Below are 14,823 nucleotides of genomic sequence, written 5' to 3'. Positions count from 1 at the left end.
ACCGGAGCGCCCCGCGGTGTTGAGGCCGTGCGTTCGGGGTTTCGGGAGCCAAGACATGAGGCATGTACGACGACGGACCGTCCGGCGAGTGACACGGCTGGCGGCCGTCGGCGGACTCCTCCTGGGAGGGGCCATGGTCACGCAGGCGGCCATGGCGAGCGAGCCGGGCGGCACGGCCGGGACGCCGCGCAGCGCGGCGGAGTCCGTCACCACGAACCCGGGGGCGGCCCTCGTCGAGAAGCTCGGCACCTCGCGTACGGCGGGCACCTGGCTCGGCGCCGACGGACGTCCGGTGGTCGCCGTCACCGACGAGGAGACGGCCGACACGGTCCGGGCGGCGGGCGCCGAGGCCAAGGTCGTCTCGCACAGCATGAACGAGCTCAGGTCGGCCACGGCCACGCTGCGTTCGGCGCCCAAGGTGCCCGGCACGGCCTGGGTGATGGACTACCGGACCAACCAGGTCGTCGTACAGGCCGACAGCACGGTCTCGGCCGGCGACTGGTCGCGGCTGTCGGAGACGGCGGGCGGCATCGGCAGCTTCGTCCGCATGGAGCGCACGACCGGCGAGTTCACGACCCGGGTCAACGGCGCGCAGCCGATCCTGTCGACCGGCGGGCGCTGTTCGGCGGGCTTCAACGTGACCAACGGGACGAACGACTTCATCCTCACCGCCGGGCACTGCGGGCCCACCGGGTCCACCTGGTTCGCGGACAATCAGGCCAAGCAGCAGGTCGGCCGGACGGTGAACTCGAACTTCCCCGGCGCCGACTTCTCCCTGGTGCAGTACGCGAGCGGCAAGGCCGGCGCGGGCGCCGACGTGGTGGCCATCGGCAACGGCAACGGGGTGCGGATCACCGGCACCGGCGACGCGGCGGTCGGTCAGCGGGTCTTCCGCAGCGGCAGCACCAGCGGGCTGCGCGACGGCGAGGTGACCGGTCTCGACGCGACGGTGAACTACCCGGAGGGCACGGTCAGCGGGCTCATCGAGACGAGCGTCTGCGCCGAACCGGGAGACAGCGGCGGTCCGATGTTCTCGGACGGCATCGCTCTCGGTGTCACCTCGGGCGGCAGCGGCGACTGCACCACCGGGGGGACGACGTTCTTCCAGCCGGTGAACAGCGCGCTGGCGCAGCTCGGCGTCCAGCTGATCGTGGCCGCCCCCTCGGACAACGCCGGCGCGTCCACGGCGTCGGCCGATCCCGCGCCGTCCGCCTCCTCCACCCAGGCGGGGCTCTCCCCCGGCGTGGCGTCGCCGGGCACGACCACGCCCGTGACGCAGACCGGAGTGAGTGAGACGCTCGCCGCGCGGCTCACCGATCCGAGGAACATCGGACCCGGTCTGCTGGTCATCGCGGGCAGCATGGTCGCTCTCGTCGCGACCCGGTACATCCGCGCCGAGCAGGACCGCAAGGCGTATCAGCGGTACTACTCGGCGACGTGGGGGTGATGGTTCTTCTGGGGGAGGTGCCCGGTGCGGGGCGCCGCTTGCGGGCGGCCCGCGGCCGGGTGGTCGTCAGGCCGCTTCGACGGAGGACGGAGCGGCGGCCCACTCCAGGACGAGCCGCTGGTATTCCGCACGCTGCTCGACGCTCAGTGTCCCGCCCGACCGGAGCCACAGGGCCCGGATCTCCTCGTTGACCTCCGCGGCCGATCGCTCGGAGAGGGATTCAACAGTGGTGGACATGCCGTGAAGCTTACGGCTTCAGAAGTGAAGACCGCGTGAGTCATCACGAACGAATCGGACAAAACGGACGTGTTACTGATCACGTCCATCTGTCAACCCCCTGACCGGTATTCATCCCTCCGCGGCCCCGAGGACCAGCACCTGGATGGCCAGCACGGCGGCGCCGCGCGCCCAGTCGTGGAAGTCCGAGACCTTGGTCTCCAGGACCACCGGCGCGGCCAGCGGATGCCGGCGGGCGCGGACGGCCGCCTCCACGGTCGCCCCGCCGACGTCCATCAGACCGACCCCCTCACCGGCGAGCAGGATCTTCTGCGGCATCACGAAGTGGGCGATCTGCGCGATCAGGGTGCCCAGCGCCCGGGCGGCCTCGTCGACGACCCGGGCGGCCATGGGCTCCCCGGCCGCCGCCCGGGCGAGCACCTCCTCGTAGGTGTGCTCACGGCCGGTGGCGGCCTGGACCTGGTAGCGGATGCTGGGGATGGTCAGCAGTGAGACGGCGCTGCCGCGCTCCCCGTCGGGGGTGAGCGGGCCGCTGGGGTCGATGATGAGGTGCCGTCCGAAGCCGCCGTCCTCCTCGACGCAGGGCACCCGCCGGCCCGAGAGGACCAGGCCGTAGCCGAAGCCCGCGCCGATGGTGAGGACCACGAACCGGTCGAGGCCGCGTCCCGCGCCGAACCAGGTCTCGGCCTCCACCAGGGCGGCGACGTCGTTCTCCAGGACGACGGGCAGCCCGGTGCGCTCCTCCACAAGTGCGGCCAGCGGAATGTCCCGCCACCCCAGGAAGGGCGACTCCCCGACGCTCGCGCGGTCCTCGACGCGCCCGCCCACCCCGATGCCGATACCGGCGAGACCGGGGTGGGCGCGGGCCAGTTCGTCGGTCATCTCGCCCAGCACTGCGACGACCTCCGCGGGGTCGTGCGTGGCGAGCGGGCGGTCGTGACGGGCCACGATGTCACTGCGCAGGGTGGTGACGACGCCGTACACCATGTCACCGGTGATCTTGAAACCGATGAAGGAGCGGGACTGGGCGACCACGTCGAGCGGCTGCGAGGGACGCCCCTGCCGCGCCTCCGCGCCGAGGCCCCCGTCGGGCGCCTCGACCAGCAGTCCCGACTCGATCAGCGGTTTGGTCAGCCGGGTCAGGCTGCCCGCGGAGAGGTTGAGCCGCCGCGCGAGGTCGGTGCGCGAGAGCGGGCCGTGGACGAGGACCTCGATGGCGACCGAGCGCTCCCCCGGGCTCAGCGGCAGCCAACTGGCGGTACCTGTGGTCATGAGGGGCAGACTCCCACACACTCGCTGATTTATTTTGCCTCGGAAGTATCAAGCCCACCCTACTGCGCGCGGCCCGGCCGGAAAAGATGCTCTCCCCAGCCCTTGACGGCTTGATTCTTCCGACACGAAAGTAAGTGCCCGAGGACGAGCCGCCGCGGACAAGGGAGTCTCCGATGACCATCGCCTCCAGCAGCCCTCCGTCGCGCCTGCCGCCGGGCGTCGGGCGGCCGGTACCCCGACCGGGGCCGGACCGGCGACCGGGTGCGGGCGGGAACCGGGGTGACGGACGGCTCGCCGCGGTGTTCATCGCCCCGGCCCTGCTCGGGTTCGTGGTCTTCCTGCTCTGGCCCACCCTGCGCGGGATCTACCTGAGCTTCACCCGCTTCAACCTGCTCACGCCCGCGGAACGGGTGGGCTTCGACAACTACGTGCGCATGGCGCACGACCCGGTCTTCTGGAGCTCCCTCAGGGTCACGGTCGTGTACGTGGTCATCAACATCGGGGTGCAGACGGTCTCGGCGCTGGCGATCGCGGTGCTGCTCCAGCGGCTGACGCAGTCGGCGCTGCTGCGCGGGATCGTGCTCACGCCGTACCTGATGTCCAACGTCGTCGCCGGCATCGTCTGGCTCTGGATCCTGGACACCCAGCTCGGCGTCGGCAACGAGATCGTCGCGGCGCTCGGCTTCGACCGCATCCCGTTCCTGGCGGACGGGACCTGGGCGATCCCCACGATCGCCCTGATCAACGTGTGGCGGCACGTCGGCTACACCGCGCTGCTGCTGTTCGCCGGACTGCAGGCCATCCCGAGCGAGATGTACGAGGCCGCGAAGGTGGACGGCGCGAGCGAGTGGCGGATGTTCCGGCGCGTCACCCTGCCGCTGCTGCGCCCGGTCCTCGCGGTCGTGCTGATCATGACGGTGATCGGGTCGTTCCAGGTGTTCGACACCGTCGCCGTGACGACCAGGGGCGGCCCGGCGGACGCCACCAACGTGCTCCAGTACTACATCTACGGCGCCGCCTTCGGCCGCTTCCAGTTCGGCTACGCCTCCGCGATGTCGGTGGCCCTGCTCGTCGTGCTCAGCGCGATCACCTTCGTCCAGTACCGGCTCACCCGAGCCGGACAGACCGACCTCGGCTGAGCGGAAGGAGTCGACCATGACCGCTGCGACCGTCCCGACGGCGCCCGCACCGAAGGCGACACGCGTACGGCCCGTCAGGCGCCGCCCCGCCCCCGGGCGGATCGTGGCCTGGGTGGCGCTGGCCGTGATCGTGCTCGTCACCCTGCTGCCGTTCTACTGGATCCTGCGCACCGCGCTGTCCACCAACTCCGGGCTGGCCGCGAGCCCGGGCGATCCGCTGCCCGTCGATCCGACCGCGGGCGGCTTCGAACGGGCGCTCGGCCTGCAGTCCACCGAGGAGGCGATCGCGCAGGGCGGGGCGGGCGGCGGGCTGCGGTTCTGGCGCTATCTGCTCAACTCGGTGGTCGTCTCGACCCTCGTCACCGTCTGCCAGATCTTCTTCTCCGCCATGGCCGCGTACGCCTTCGCCCGCCTGCGCTGGCGCGGCCGGGACCAGGTGTTCGCCCTCTTCCTGGCCGGTCTGATGGTGCCGCCCGTCTTCACCCTGCTGCCGAACTTCGTGCTCATCAAAGAACTCGGCCTGGTGGACTCCCTGTTGGGCATCGCGCTGCCGACGATGTTCATGACGCCGTTCGCGGTCTTCTTCCTGCGCCAGTTCTTCATGAACGTGCCGCGGGAGGTCGAGGAAGCGGCCCTGCTCGACGGCGCGGGGAAGGTGCGGATCTTCTTCCGGGTGCTGCTGCCGATGGCGTCCACGCCGGTACTGACTCTGGCCGTGCTGACGTACATCACCTCCTGGAACGACTACTTCTGGCCGCTGATGGTGTCCTACAGCGACGGCTCGCGGGTGCTCACCGTGGCGCTGGCCGTCTTCCGGGCGCAGACCCCGCAGACCGGCACCGACTGGTCCGGCCTCATGGCGGCGACGCTCATCGCGGCGCTGCCCATGCTCGTGCTCTTCGGGTTCTTCGCCCGCCGCATCGTCAGCACCATCGGCTTCACCGGGATCAAGTGAGGGGCACGGACATGCGGACACGGATGCGTACGGTGACGGCCCTGGCCGGGGCGCTCGGGCTGTCCCTGGTGAGCGGCTGCGCCCAGGAGGGTGCCGGGACGTCGGCGAACACGGTGACGTACTGGCTGTGGGACGCCAACCAGCAGCCCGCCTACGAGGCGTGCGCGAAGGACTTCGAGCAGCAGCACCCCGGACTCACCGTGAAAATAACCCAGTTGGGGTGGGACGACTACTGGACCAAGCTCACCGCGAGCTTCATCGCGGGCACCGAGCCGGACGTGTTCACCGACCACATCCAGAAGTTCGGCCAGTTCGCCGACCTGGAGGTGCTGGAACCGCTCGACGACCTCGGCATCGAGGACGCCGATTACCAGCCGGGGCTCGGCGCCAACTGGAGGGGCCGGGACGGCCGGCGCTACGGCGCCCCGAAGGACTGGGACACCGTCGCCCTGTTCTACAACCGCGAGCTGGCGAGGGAGGCGGGTCTCACCGCAGGGCAGCTGAACGACCTGTCCTGGAACCCCGAGGACGGCGGCACGTTCGAGAAGGCCGTCGCGCACCTCACCGTGGACGGCGAGGGCAGGCGGGGCGACGAGCCCGGCTTCGACAAGAACGACGTCAAGGTGTACGGCCTCGCCACCAACGGCGGCGGGGACGGCGACGGCCAGACCCAGTGGAGCACCTTCACCGCCTCCGCGGGCTGGACCTACACCGACCGCGAGCGGTGGGGCACGAAGTACCGGTACGACAGCAAGACCTTCCAGTCGGTCGTCGCGTGGTACTTCGGCCTGGCGGAGAAGGGCTACATGGCGCCCTTCAGCGACTACAACTCCCAGTCCAACCAGGCCAACACCCAGGTGGCCGCGGGCAAGGCGGCCGCCGCCTTCGACGGCGCGTGGATGATCTCGTCGTACGACGGCTTCAAGGGCCTGGACATCGGCACCGCCGTCACACCCGCCGGCCCGTCCGGCAAACGCGCCACGATGATGAACGGACTCGCCGACTCGGTCACCAGGAACGCCCGCAACAAGGCGGGCGCCGAGAAGTGGGTCGCGTACCTGGCCTCGGACGAGTGCCAGCGGACGGTGGGGAGCTACGGGATCGTCTTCCCGGCTACGCCCGGCGGCACGAAGGCCGCGGTGGCCGCCTACGAGAAGAAGGGCATCGACGTCGGCGCGTTCACCGAACCGGTCGCCGACAAGGAGGGCTTCACCACCTTCTCCTACCCGATCACCGATTACGCGGCCGACGTGTACGCCCTCATGCACCCCGCCATGCAGGACATCTTCGCCAACGGCGCGTCCGTGAGCGGTCTCGACCGGACCAACAGCCAGATCAACCTGATCCTCGACCAGTGAAGGGCACGCCACCCATGACGTTCTCCCTCGGCATCGTCGGTGCCGGACAGTTCTCGGGCTAGTTCGCCAAGCTGTTCCTGGCCCACCCCGGCGTCGGTGACGTCCATGTCACCGATCTGCTGCCCGAGCGCGCCGAGCGGCTCGCGGCAGACGTGGGCCTGACCGGGACGTTCCCCTCCTACGAGGCGATGCTGGCGTCCGGGGCCGTCGACGCGGTCGCCGTCTTCACCCAGCGCTGGACGCACGGCCCGCTGGTCCTCCAGGGTCTGGAGGCGGGCAAACACGTGTACTCCGCCGTCCCCATGGCGATCACCACCGAGGAGATCGCGGCGATCATCGACGCCGTCAGGGCGACCGGGCTGACGTACATGATGGGCGAGACCAGCCAGTACAACCCGGCGACCGTGCACGCCCGCAACCAGATCGCGGAGGGCGCCTTCGGGCGGCTCTTCTACGCCGAGGGCGACTACGTCCACGACATGGACCTCGGCTTCTACGAGGCGTACCGGTACAGCGGCGGCGAGCACTGGAAGGCGACCGCCAGCTATCCCCCGCTGCTGTACCCGACGCACTCGGTGGGCGGTGTCCTGGGCGCCTGGGAAACGCACGCGGTGAGCGTGTCGGCGATCGGTGTCGTGGACGGGCGGGACGACGGCGTCTTCGACAAGGAGATCAGCCGGTTCGACAACGACTTCTCCAACGCCACCGCGCTGTTCGAGGTGGCGGGCGGCGGCTCGTTCCGCACCAACGAGTTCCGGCGCGTGGGCTACCCGTCCCACATCCGCGAGTCCCGTTTCCGCTTCTTCGGCACCGAGGCGAGCATGGAGCAGCTCGCGACGGTGGCGCTGTGGCAGGACAAGAACGGGGTGAAGGACATCAGCGAGCTGCTCGAACCCAAGCCCACCCTGTCCCCCGACGACCCGTCGCTGCGGCACGTCGCACCCGAGCTGCGGGCCGCCTTCACCTCGGGTTCGGCGCCGGTGCACGACCGGGCGCGGCTGCCGCGGGAGTTCGACGAACTGCACAACGGCCACGAGGGCAGCCACCACTTCCTGGTGGACGACTTCGTGACCGCCGTCGGCGCGCGTACCCTGCCGTCCGTCAACGCCTGGGTCGCGGCCCGCTACACCCTGCCGGGCATCATCGCGCACGAGTCCGCGCGGCAGGGCGGCGTCAGACTGGAGATCCCGGACTTCGGGGACGCGCCCGGGGCGTGACGCCCGGACCGGCCGGGCGTCCGCGCCACTTCGGCTGCCCGGGCGCTCAGGTGCCCGGCTTGCGGCCGTACACGAAGACGTCGTCGCCGTTCTTCAGCAGCGACCAGTACTTCTTGGCGGTCGTCGTGGTCATGTTGACGCAGCCGTGGGAGCCCGGCGGGTTCCACATGCTGACGCCGACCGAGTGGAAGGCCTGGCCGCCGTCGAAGAACTGGCTGTAGGGCATCGGCACGTTGTAGATGGTCGACACGTGGTCGATGTTGCGCCAGTAGATCTTCTTCAGGCCGGTGCGGGTCTCGTACCCGTTACGGCCGGTACGGACCGGGACGGGCCCGTAGACGAGCTTGCTGCCGTCCTGGATCCAGCTGATCTGCAGGGTGAGGTTCACGCAGGCGATGCGGCCCTTGTTGGTCGGGCACTTGCCGGCCTTGTTGGGCTTGTTGCCGACCGCCTTCTGCTTGTTCATGAGGTCCATCACGCCCCAGGTGACGGGCCCGGCGTAGCCGATGTTCGGGGTGATGCCGTGCTTGGTCTGGAAGGCCCGGATGGCCTTGCAGTCGGTGGTCGACTGCTTGCCGTCGACGGGCCGGCCGAGGAACTTCTCGACCTGCTTCTGGTACGGCCCGGCCTGCGTCGTACAACTGGCGGCCTGGGCCGGCGCCGTACCGAGCACCAGCGTCAACGGCGCGACCAGGCCGGTGAGCCCGAGCACGACGGCCCCTCGTCTGCGTATGTCCCCCATGGCTGCCCTCTCCCTGGCACATCAGTGGCGATCTCTCCTTCCTAGACAGCTCTGCGGGGGCTTCGGTTGTAGGCCGGTGCGCGCTGTGACCAAACGGTGAACTTCCGGTCAGCGCGCCAGGCACCCGCGCAGCAGCCCCACCGCCCGGTCGAGGGTCCGCGGGGTCGCCGTGAACGGCAGTCGCAGGTGGTGGACGAGGGTCGTCCCGTCCGCGGCGAAGTGCGGGCCGGGGGGCACGGCGAGTCCGCGGGAGGCGGCCCGGGCCGCGAGGTCGGCGGCCCTGGTGGCCGTCCCCAGGTGCAGCCACAGGGTCAGTCCGCCGGGCGGGAGCTCGTACGTCCAGCCGGTCCCGTCGAGCAGTCGTGCCAGGTGGTCGCGCTGGGCGCGCAGCCGGGCCCGGCGGTCGGCGAGCACGTCGGCGAGGCCGCTGCCGTCGGCGAACAGCTCGCAGGCGATGAGCTGTTCCAGGGGCGGCGGGGACAGCTGGGCCTGGAGGGGGTTGGCCCGCAGGCCGTGTACGAGGTCGGCGGTCGCGCGGATCCAGCCGATGCGCAGGCCGCTCCACACGGTCTTGGCGGCCGAGCCGATCTGGATCACGCCGGGTCCCGCGAGGTGCGGCTCGGCGCCGGGCGGGGTGCGCAGGTCGAGGTCGCGCATCGTCTCGTCGGCGATGACGGTCAGCGGGAGCCGGGCGACCCGCGCCCGCGTCGCCTCGGTCATGTGGGCGCCGGTGGGGTTGTGGAAGTCCGGTGTCAGGTAGGCGAGCCGGGCGCCACGGGTGCGTGCGGCGTCCTCGAGACGGTCGGTGTCCCAGCCGTCCCGCGCCGAGACGGGCAGCGCCAGCAGCCGGGCGCGGCGGCGGCGCAGCACGGCCAGGGCTCCGGGGTAGGTGGGGCTCTCGACCGCGACCGGGCGGCGGCGGTCGGTGTGCAGCTGGTCGAGGAGCAGGGTGAGCGCGGACTGGGCGCCGGAGGTGACGAGGATCTGTTCCGGGCGGGTGGGCAGGCCGGCGTCGGTGTAGCGGTCGGCGAGGAGTGCGCGCAGGCGGGGCAGCCCCGGGCCGGCGACTCCCGCGTCGACCAGGAGGGTCGCGGCGCGCTCGGCGGCGCGGGCCAGCGCGGCGAGGTAGGCGTCGTGCGGGGCCGCGGTGACCGCCAGGGTGAGGTCGAGTGCGGCGTCGCCCGCTCCGCCGTGGTCCTGGGACCAGGGCGCGGTGCGTTCGGTGAGGCGGCCGGGCAGCCGGACGGTGCTGCCGCTGCCGTGCCGGGTGCGCAGCCAGCCCTCGTCCCTCAGCAGGGCGAGGGCGGCGACGACGGTGCCGCGGCTGAGCGGCAGGGCGCGGGCGAGGTCGCGTTCGGAGGGCAGCCGGGCGCCGGTCGGAAGTCTGCCGTCGACCACCGCCTCGCGCACGGCGTCGGCGAGGGAGCGGGCCAGCGGTCCCGGGCGCTCGCGCCAGGCTCCGAGGGCGGCGACGAAACCATCGTGCATCGGTCCAGTTTCCCTCAGGTGGACCAGTCGTCGCCCGGCGCCCCCGTCCTAGGCTCCCGGTATGCATCGCACGCTCGCCGACGACCTCTCCCGGCTTCCCGCCCTTCTCCAGTCCGCCCGAGACTTCGCCGTCCGCGAGGTGAGCGGCCTGGCGGAGCGGCCGGTGGTCCGCCTCGACCGTGCGCCCGGCCGGACGGCCCTTCCCGGTGAGGGCGCCGGGGCCGCGGGCGCGCTGGCGCGGTTCGCCGAGCACTGGGCGCCCGGCTTCTCCGGCTCGGCCGGGCCGCGCTACCTCGGTTTCGTCACCGGCGGCGCGACGCCGGCGTCGGTCGCCGGGGACTGGCTGACCGCCGCGTACGACCAGAACGTCTCCGGGGCGGGCGGCTCGTGGGCGGCGGCGCTGGAGCGGGAGACGGTGGCCTGGCTGCGTGAGCTGTTCGGGCTGGGCGAGGAACACAGCGGGGCGTTCGTGACGGGCGCGACGGTCTCCACGACCGTCGGTCTCGCCGTCGCCCGTGAGTGGCTGGGCGAGCGGCTGGGCGTGGACGTGTCCCGGGAGGGCGCGGCCGCCCTGGGGCCGGTGGAGGTGCTGTCGGGCAGCCCGCACTCCAGCGTCGCCAAGGCGCTCTCGGTGCTCGGCGTCGGCCGGGACCGGCTGCGGCCGGTGCCCGTGCTCGACGGCCGGGAGGCGGTCGACGTCGACGCGCTCGAGACGGCGCTGGCCGCGCTCGACGGGCGGCCGGCGATCGTCGTGGCCAACGCGGGCACCGTCAACACCGTCGACTTCGACGATCTGCGGGCGATCGCGGCGCTGAAGGAGCGGTACGGCTTCTGGCTGCACGTGGACGCCGCGTTCGGCGGCTTCGCCGCCCTCTCCCCCGCGTACGCGCACCTGGTCGACGGGCTCGACGCGGCCGACTCGGTCTGCGTGGACCTGCACAAGTGGCTCAACGTGCCCTACGACGCGGCGGTGCAGTTCACCCGCCGCCGTGACCTCCAGGTGCGGGTCTTCCACAACGCCTCGCCGTATCTCGGACCGCCCACCGGGGAGCCCGACTTCGTCCATCTCACGCCGGAGAACTCGCGGCGGCTGCGGGCGCTGCCGGCCTGGTTCTCGCTGGTGGCCTACGGGCGGGACGGGCACCGCGAGATCGTCGAGCGGAACGTGGACCTCGCGGCCCGGCTCGGCGCCGGGGTCGCCGCGCTGGACGGGCTGCGGCTGCTGGCCCCGGTACGGCTCAACGTCGTCTGCTTCACCCTCGCCGACGATCCGACGCAGGCGCGGGTCGGCGCGCTCGCGGACGCGGTGGCCGCGTCCGGGGAGGCGTTCCTGACGCCGACGGTGTACGGCGGGGTGCCGGCGCTGCGGGCGGCGTTCAGCAACTGGCGCACCTCGCGGGCGGACGGGGAGCGGGTGCTCAAGGCGCTCGGCGCCGCGCTCTCCGGCTGATCGTCACCGCGTTCCGCCGGTCTCGTCACCGCGTTCCGCCGGTAGGGACGTTCGCGGCGGGCCTGCACGGCCGCCCGCCGCCCGACGCCCTCCGGGCGGTCAGATGAAAGGATCTGCACGGGCCGTCAAGCGCCCCGACCGCGTCAACAGGACGGAGACCGTGCGGAGATGTCCGCCTTCCTGCAGCAACTCCCCGCTCTGCTCGGTGTCGTCGTCGGCGCCCTCGGCTCGTACCTGGCGATCGTGCGCAGCGACGGAGCCAGGTTCCGGCGCGAGACGGCTGCCCGGTGGGAGGAGCGGCGGCTGAGCGTGTACGGCGACTACGCGCGGGCCCTGAAGAAGTCGGTGAACCTGACCTACCGCGTCGCCTCCCACCTCGGCAACGACCCGCACCCGCACCCCCTGTCCCCCGCCCAGGCCGAGCCGCTGCTCGCGGAGGCGACCGACGGACGCGACCCGGCCGGAGAGGCGCTCCTCATGCTGGGCAGCCGGGAGGTGGTGGAGCGGGCGCGGGTGTGGGTGACCACGGTGATGGAGATGGAACGGTTCATGCGCGAGGGGACGCACGACCCGCAGGCCTGGCAGGCGCTGCTGGAGCGGCAGCGGGCCGGCCGCGAGGGCTACTACGCGGCCGTGCGCGAGGATCTCGCCCTGCCGCCGGGGCACCCGGCGCGCTGGGCGACCGGTCCGCTCCCCGACGCCTGAGTCCTCAGCGGTAGCCGGTGGTGTCCGCCGCCTTCCCGGGGTCCTGCACCTCGACCATGTAGCGCCAGGCGTCCGGGCGGCTGCCGTCGAGGTCGGTGAAGCCGTACACCGGGGCGAGGCCCCCGCTGGACAGGGACCGCCCGTTGAAGCGGGCCACGTCGGGGTCGGCGGCCAGCGCGGCGACCGCCCGGCCGACGTAACGGGGCGTCTCCGAGATGGCGAAGTGGGGGACACGGTCCAGGGCGTCCCGCCAGTTGTCCTCGCGCACGCCGAAGTTCTCCAGCATCTGCTCCGACCGCAGCCAGCCGGGGGTGAGCGCGACGGCGGTGGCGCCGCGCGGCCCGAGTTCGTGGCCGAGGGCGAAGGCCATGCGCAGGACGGACGACTTGGCGAGGTCGTAGAAGAAGTTCACACGATAGGTGTCACGGTTGTACTCGGTGGTGCCGTCGGTCATCTCGACGACCAGTCCGCCGGGCCTGCGCAGCAGCAGCGGCAGGGCGTGATGGCTGGTGATCGCGTGGGTCTCGACGGCGAGCCGGAGCAGCCGGAGCCCGTCGTCCAGGTCGTGCTCCCAGACCGGGGTGTCCCAGGCGAAGAGGTGCTCTGCGCCCCAGATGTCGTTCACGAGGACGTCGAGGCGGCCCCGCTCGTCCGCGATCCGGTCGACGAGGGCGCGGACCCGGTCCGGGTCGAGGTGGTCGGTGGGCACGGCGATGCCGTGGCCGCCGGCCTCGGTGACCAGGTCGGCGGTGTCCTCGATCGTCTCGGGGCGGTCGCTCTCGGAGCGCCGGGCGCGGGTGGTGCGTCCCGTCACGTAGACGGTGGCGCCGGCCGCCCCCAGTTCCACGGCGATGCCGCGTCCCGCGCCCCGTGTCGCCCCGGCGACCAGGGCGACCTTGCCTTCCAGCGGACCGGACATGTCCGACCTCCTGCGTGTGTTCCGTCGGTGTCGTCATCGAGGATCGATGGCGTCCCCGAGGATCCCGCGGAAGCCGGACACCTCCTGTCGTCTTTCGACGGCCGGGTCACCCGGTCGGGCGCGGTCGGCGGTCAGTGCCCCCGGTCGATCCACTCCTGAAGGTGCGGCGCCTCGGCGCCGATGGTCGTCGCGTCGCCGTGGCCCGTCAGCACCTTCGTCTCGGGCGGCAGGGCGAGCAGCCGGTCCTTGATGGAGGTGATGATCGTCGGGAAGTGGGACCAGGAGCGGCCGGTGGCGCCCGGTCCGCCCTGGAACAGGGTGTCTCCGGTGAAGAGCACCCCGAGGCCGGGGTCGTGCAGGCAGACCGCGCCGGGGGCGTGCCCCGGAGTGTGCAGGACGGTCAGGTCGGCGCCCGCGGCCTCGATGACCTGGCCGTCGGCCAGATGGGCGTCGGGCTCGCGGTCCGGGTGGGTGAGCTTCCACAGCGGAAGGTCGTCGGGGTGCAGCCAGATCGTCGCGCCGGTCGCGTCGGCGAGGGCCGGCGCGGCGGAGATGTGGTCGTTGTGGGCGTGGGTGCACACGATGGCCGTCAGCCGGCGCTCGCCCACCGCGGCCAGGATGGCGTCGGCGTCGTGCGCGGCGTCGATGACGATCGCCTCGTGGTCGTCGCCGACGATCCACACGTTGTTGTCGACGTCCCAGGTGCCGCCGTCGAGGCTGAACTGGCCCGAGGTGACCAGGCGTTCGATGCGCGCGGTCATCACAGCACCACCACCGAGCGCAGGACGTCTCCGTGGTGCATGCGCTCGAACGCCTGCTCCACCTCGTCGAGCCGGATGGTCTCGGTCACGAACGCCTCCAGATCCAGGCGGCCTTGCAGATGCAGGTCGATCAGCATCGGGAAGTCACGGGAGGGCAGACAGTCGCCGTACCAGGACGACTTCAGCGACCCGCCGCGCCCGAACACGTCCAGCAGGGGCAGTTCGAGCTTCATCTCCGGCGTGGGGACGCCGACCAGGACGACCGTGCCGGCCAGGTCGCGGCCGTAGAAGGCCTGCTTGTAGGTCTCCGGACGGCCGACGGCCTCGATCACCACGTCCGCGCCGAAGCCGCCGGTCAGCTCGCGGATCGCCTCGACGGGGTCGGCCTCCTTGGAGTTGACCGTGTGCGTGGCGCCCATCTTCCGGGCGGTCGCGAGCTTGCGGTCGTCGATGTCGACGGCGATGATCTTCGCCGCGCCGGCCAGGTTCGACCCCGCGATCGCCGCGTCGCCGACGCCGCCGCAGCCGATCACCGCGACCGTGTCGCCGCGGCCCACGTTGCCGGTGTTGATGGCCGCGCCGATACCCGCCATCACCCCGCAGCCCAGCAGCCCCGCCACCGCGGCCGACACCGACGCGTCGACCTTGGTGCACTGCCCGGCCGCCACCAGCGTCTTCTCGGCGAACGCCCCGATGCCCAGCGCCGGGGACAGCTCGGTGCCGTCGGTCAGGGTCATCCGCTGCTTCGCGTTGTGGGTGTCGAAGCAGTACCAGGGCCTGCCGCGCAGACACGCCCGGCACTGCCCGCACACCGCCCGCCAGTTCAGGATGACGAAGTCGCCGGGAGCGACGTCGGTGACGCCCTCGCCGACCGACTCCACCACGCCCGCCGCCTCATGGCCGAGCAGGAAGGGGAACTCGTCGTTGATCCCGCCCTGCTTGTAGTGCAGGTCGGTGTGGCAGACCCCGCAGGCCTGCACCTGCACCACGGCCTCGCCGGGACCGGGGTCGGGGATCACGATCGTCTCCACCCGTACCGGCTCGTTCTTGCCCGGCGCGATCACTGCGCGCACTTCCTGCGGCATGGTGCTGCCCCTTTCGTCGGCGGTATCCGTCCCGCTGCCGACCCTACG

The 14,823-nt window shown here is 71.9% G+C and carries 14 protein-coding genes; 7 read left to right on the top strand and 7 right to left on the bottom strand.

All coding sequences use genetic code 11. The features are described from left to right. Positions 1–55: 55 nt before the first annotated feature. Entirely contained in the window at positions 56–1,447 is a 1,392-nt protein-coding gene (locus J2X68_RS12510; protein WP_310432560.1) for a S1 family peptidase, read from the top strand. 66 nt (positions 1,448–1,513) lie between these two features. Here the strand turns inward: J2X68_RS12510 and J2X68_RS12505 are convergent, their stop codons facing one another. Together J2X68_RS12505 and J2X68_RS12500 are read right to left on the bottom strand one after the other, a co-directional pair. Next, complete coding sequence (locus J2X68_RS12505) at positions 1,514–1,684, bottom strand: hypothetical protein (protein WP_020129024.1); 171 nt, start codon at positions 1,682–1,684, stop codon at positions 1,514–1,516. Positions 1,685–1,795: 111 nt separating this feature from the next. Continuing rightward, positions 1,796–2,956, bottom strand: coding sequence for an ROK family transcriptional regulator (locus J2X68_RS12500; protein ID WP_310432559.1), 1,161 nt, complete (start codon positions 2,954–2,956; stop codon positions 1,796–1,798). 173 nt (positions 2,957–3,129) lie between these two features. Here J2X68_RS12500 and J2X68_RS12495 point away from each other — a divergent pair, with 173 nt between their 5' ends. From J2X68_RS12495 to J2X68_RS12480, 4 genes are all read left to right on the top strand, one after another. Next, complete coding sequence (locus J2X68_RS12495; protein WP_310432558.1) at positions 3,130–4,095, top strand: sugar ABC transporter permease; 966 nt, start codon at positions 3,130–3,132, stop codon at positions 4,093–4,095. 16 nt (positions 4,096–4,111) lie between these two features. Then, positions 4,112–5,050: a carbohydrate ABC transporter permease gene (locus J2X68_RS12490; protein ID WP_310432557.1), complete on the top strand. Its 939-nt coding sequence runs from the start codon at positions 4,112–4,114 to the stop codon at positions 5,048–5,050. Positions 5,051–5,061: 11 nt separating this feature from the next. Then, positions 5,062–6,408 carry a sugar ABC transporter substrate-binding protein gene (locus J2X68_RS12485; RefSeq protein WP_310432556.1) on the top strand — a complete coding sequence of 449 codons (1,347 nt, stop codon included), beginning with the start codon at positions 5,062–5,064 and terminating at the stop codon, positions 6,406–6,408. Between the two features lie 71 nt (positions 6,409–6,479). After that, complete coding sequence (locus J2X68_RS12480; RefSeq protein WP_310432787.1) at positions 6,480–7,625, top strand: Gfo/Idh/MocA family oxidoreductase; 1,146 nt, start codon at positions 6,480–6,482, stop codon at positions 7,623–7,625. A gap of 46 nt (positions 7,626–7,671) precedes the next feature. On the opposite strand, the gene J2X68_RS12475 is transcribed toward J2X68_RS12480, so the two are convergent. Both J2X68_RS12475 and J2X68_RS12470 read right to left on the bottom strand, forming a co-directional pair. Next, positions 7,672–8,367, bottom strand: coding sequence for a L,D-transpeptidase family protein (locus J2X68_RS12475; RefSeq protein ID WP_310432555.1), 696 nt, complete (start codon positions 8,365–8,367; stop codon positions 7,672–7,674). A 108-nt stretch (positions 8,368–8,475) separates the two neighbouring features. Next, positions 8,476–9,855, bottom strand: a complete 1,380-nt coding sequence (locus tag J2X68_RS12470; protein ID WP_310432554.1) for a PLP-dependent aminotransferase family protein — start codon at positions 9,853–9,855, stop codon at positions 8,476–8,478. A gap of 61 nt (positions 9,856–9,916) precedes the next feature. Between J2X68_RS12470 and J2X68_RS12465 the strand changes: the two genes are divergently transcribed. Then, entirely contained in the window at positions 9,917–11,305 is a 1,389-nt protein-coding gene (locus J2X68_RS12465) for a pyridoxal-dependent decarboxylase (RefSeq protein ID WP_310432553.1), read from the top strand. A gap of 168 nt (positions 11,306–11,473) precedes the next feature. Further along, the gene (locus tag J2X68_RS12460) at positions 11,474–12,010 is read left to right on the top strand and encodes a hypothetical protein (RefSeq protein ID WP_310432552.1); all 537 of its coding nucleotides are present in this window, start codon (positions 11,474–11,476) and stop codon (positions 12,008–12,010) included. A 4-nt stretch (positions 12,011–12,014) separates the two neighbouring features. Here the strand turns inward: J2X68_RS12460 and J2X68_RS12455 are convergent, their stop codons facing one another. From J2X68_RS12455 to J2X68_RS12445, 3 genes are all read right to left on the bottom strand, one after another. Continuing rightward, positions 12,015–12,929 (bottom strand): SDR family oxidoreductase, encoded by a 915-nt coding sequence (locus J2X68_RS12455; protein ID WP_310432551.1) that lies wholly within the window; start codon positions 12,927–12,929, stop codon positions 12,015–12,017. Positions 12,930–13,060: 131 nt separating this feature from the next. Beyond that, complete coding sequence (locus J2X68_RS12450; RefSeq protein ID WP_310432550.1) at positions 13,061–13,690, bottom strand: MBL fold metallo-hydrolase; 630 nt, start codon at positions 13,688–13,690, stop codon at positions 13,061–13,063. After that, complete coding sequence (locus tag J2X68_RS12445; RefSeq protein WP_310432549.1) at positions 13,690–14,775, bottom strand: S-(hydroxymethyl)mycothiol dehydrogenase; 1,086 nt, start codon at positions 14,773–14,775, stop codon at positions 13,690–13,692. Before J2X68_RS12445 ends, J2X68_RS12450 begins: the two co-directional genes overlap by 1 nt. Positions 14,776–14,823 lie beyond the last annotated feature (48 nt).

The organism is Streptomyces sp. 3330, assembly GCF_031456635.1.
GTDB lineage: Bacteria > Actinomycetota > Actinomycetes > Streptomycetales > Streptomycetaceae > Streptomyces.
Note: the sequence above shows the minus strand (reverse complement) of the source record. Positions and strands in the feature narration are given on the sequence as shown.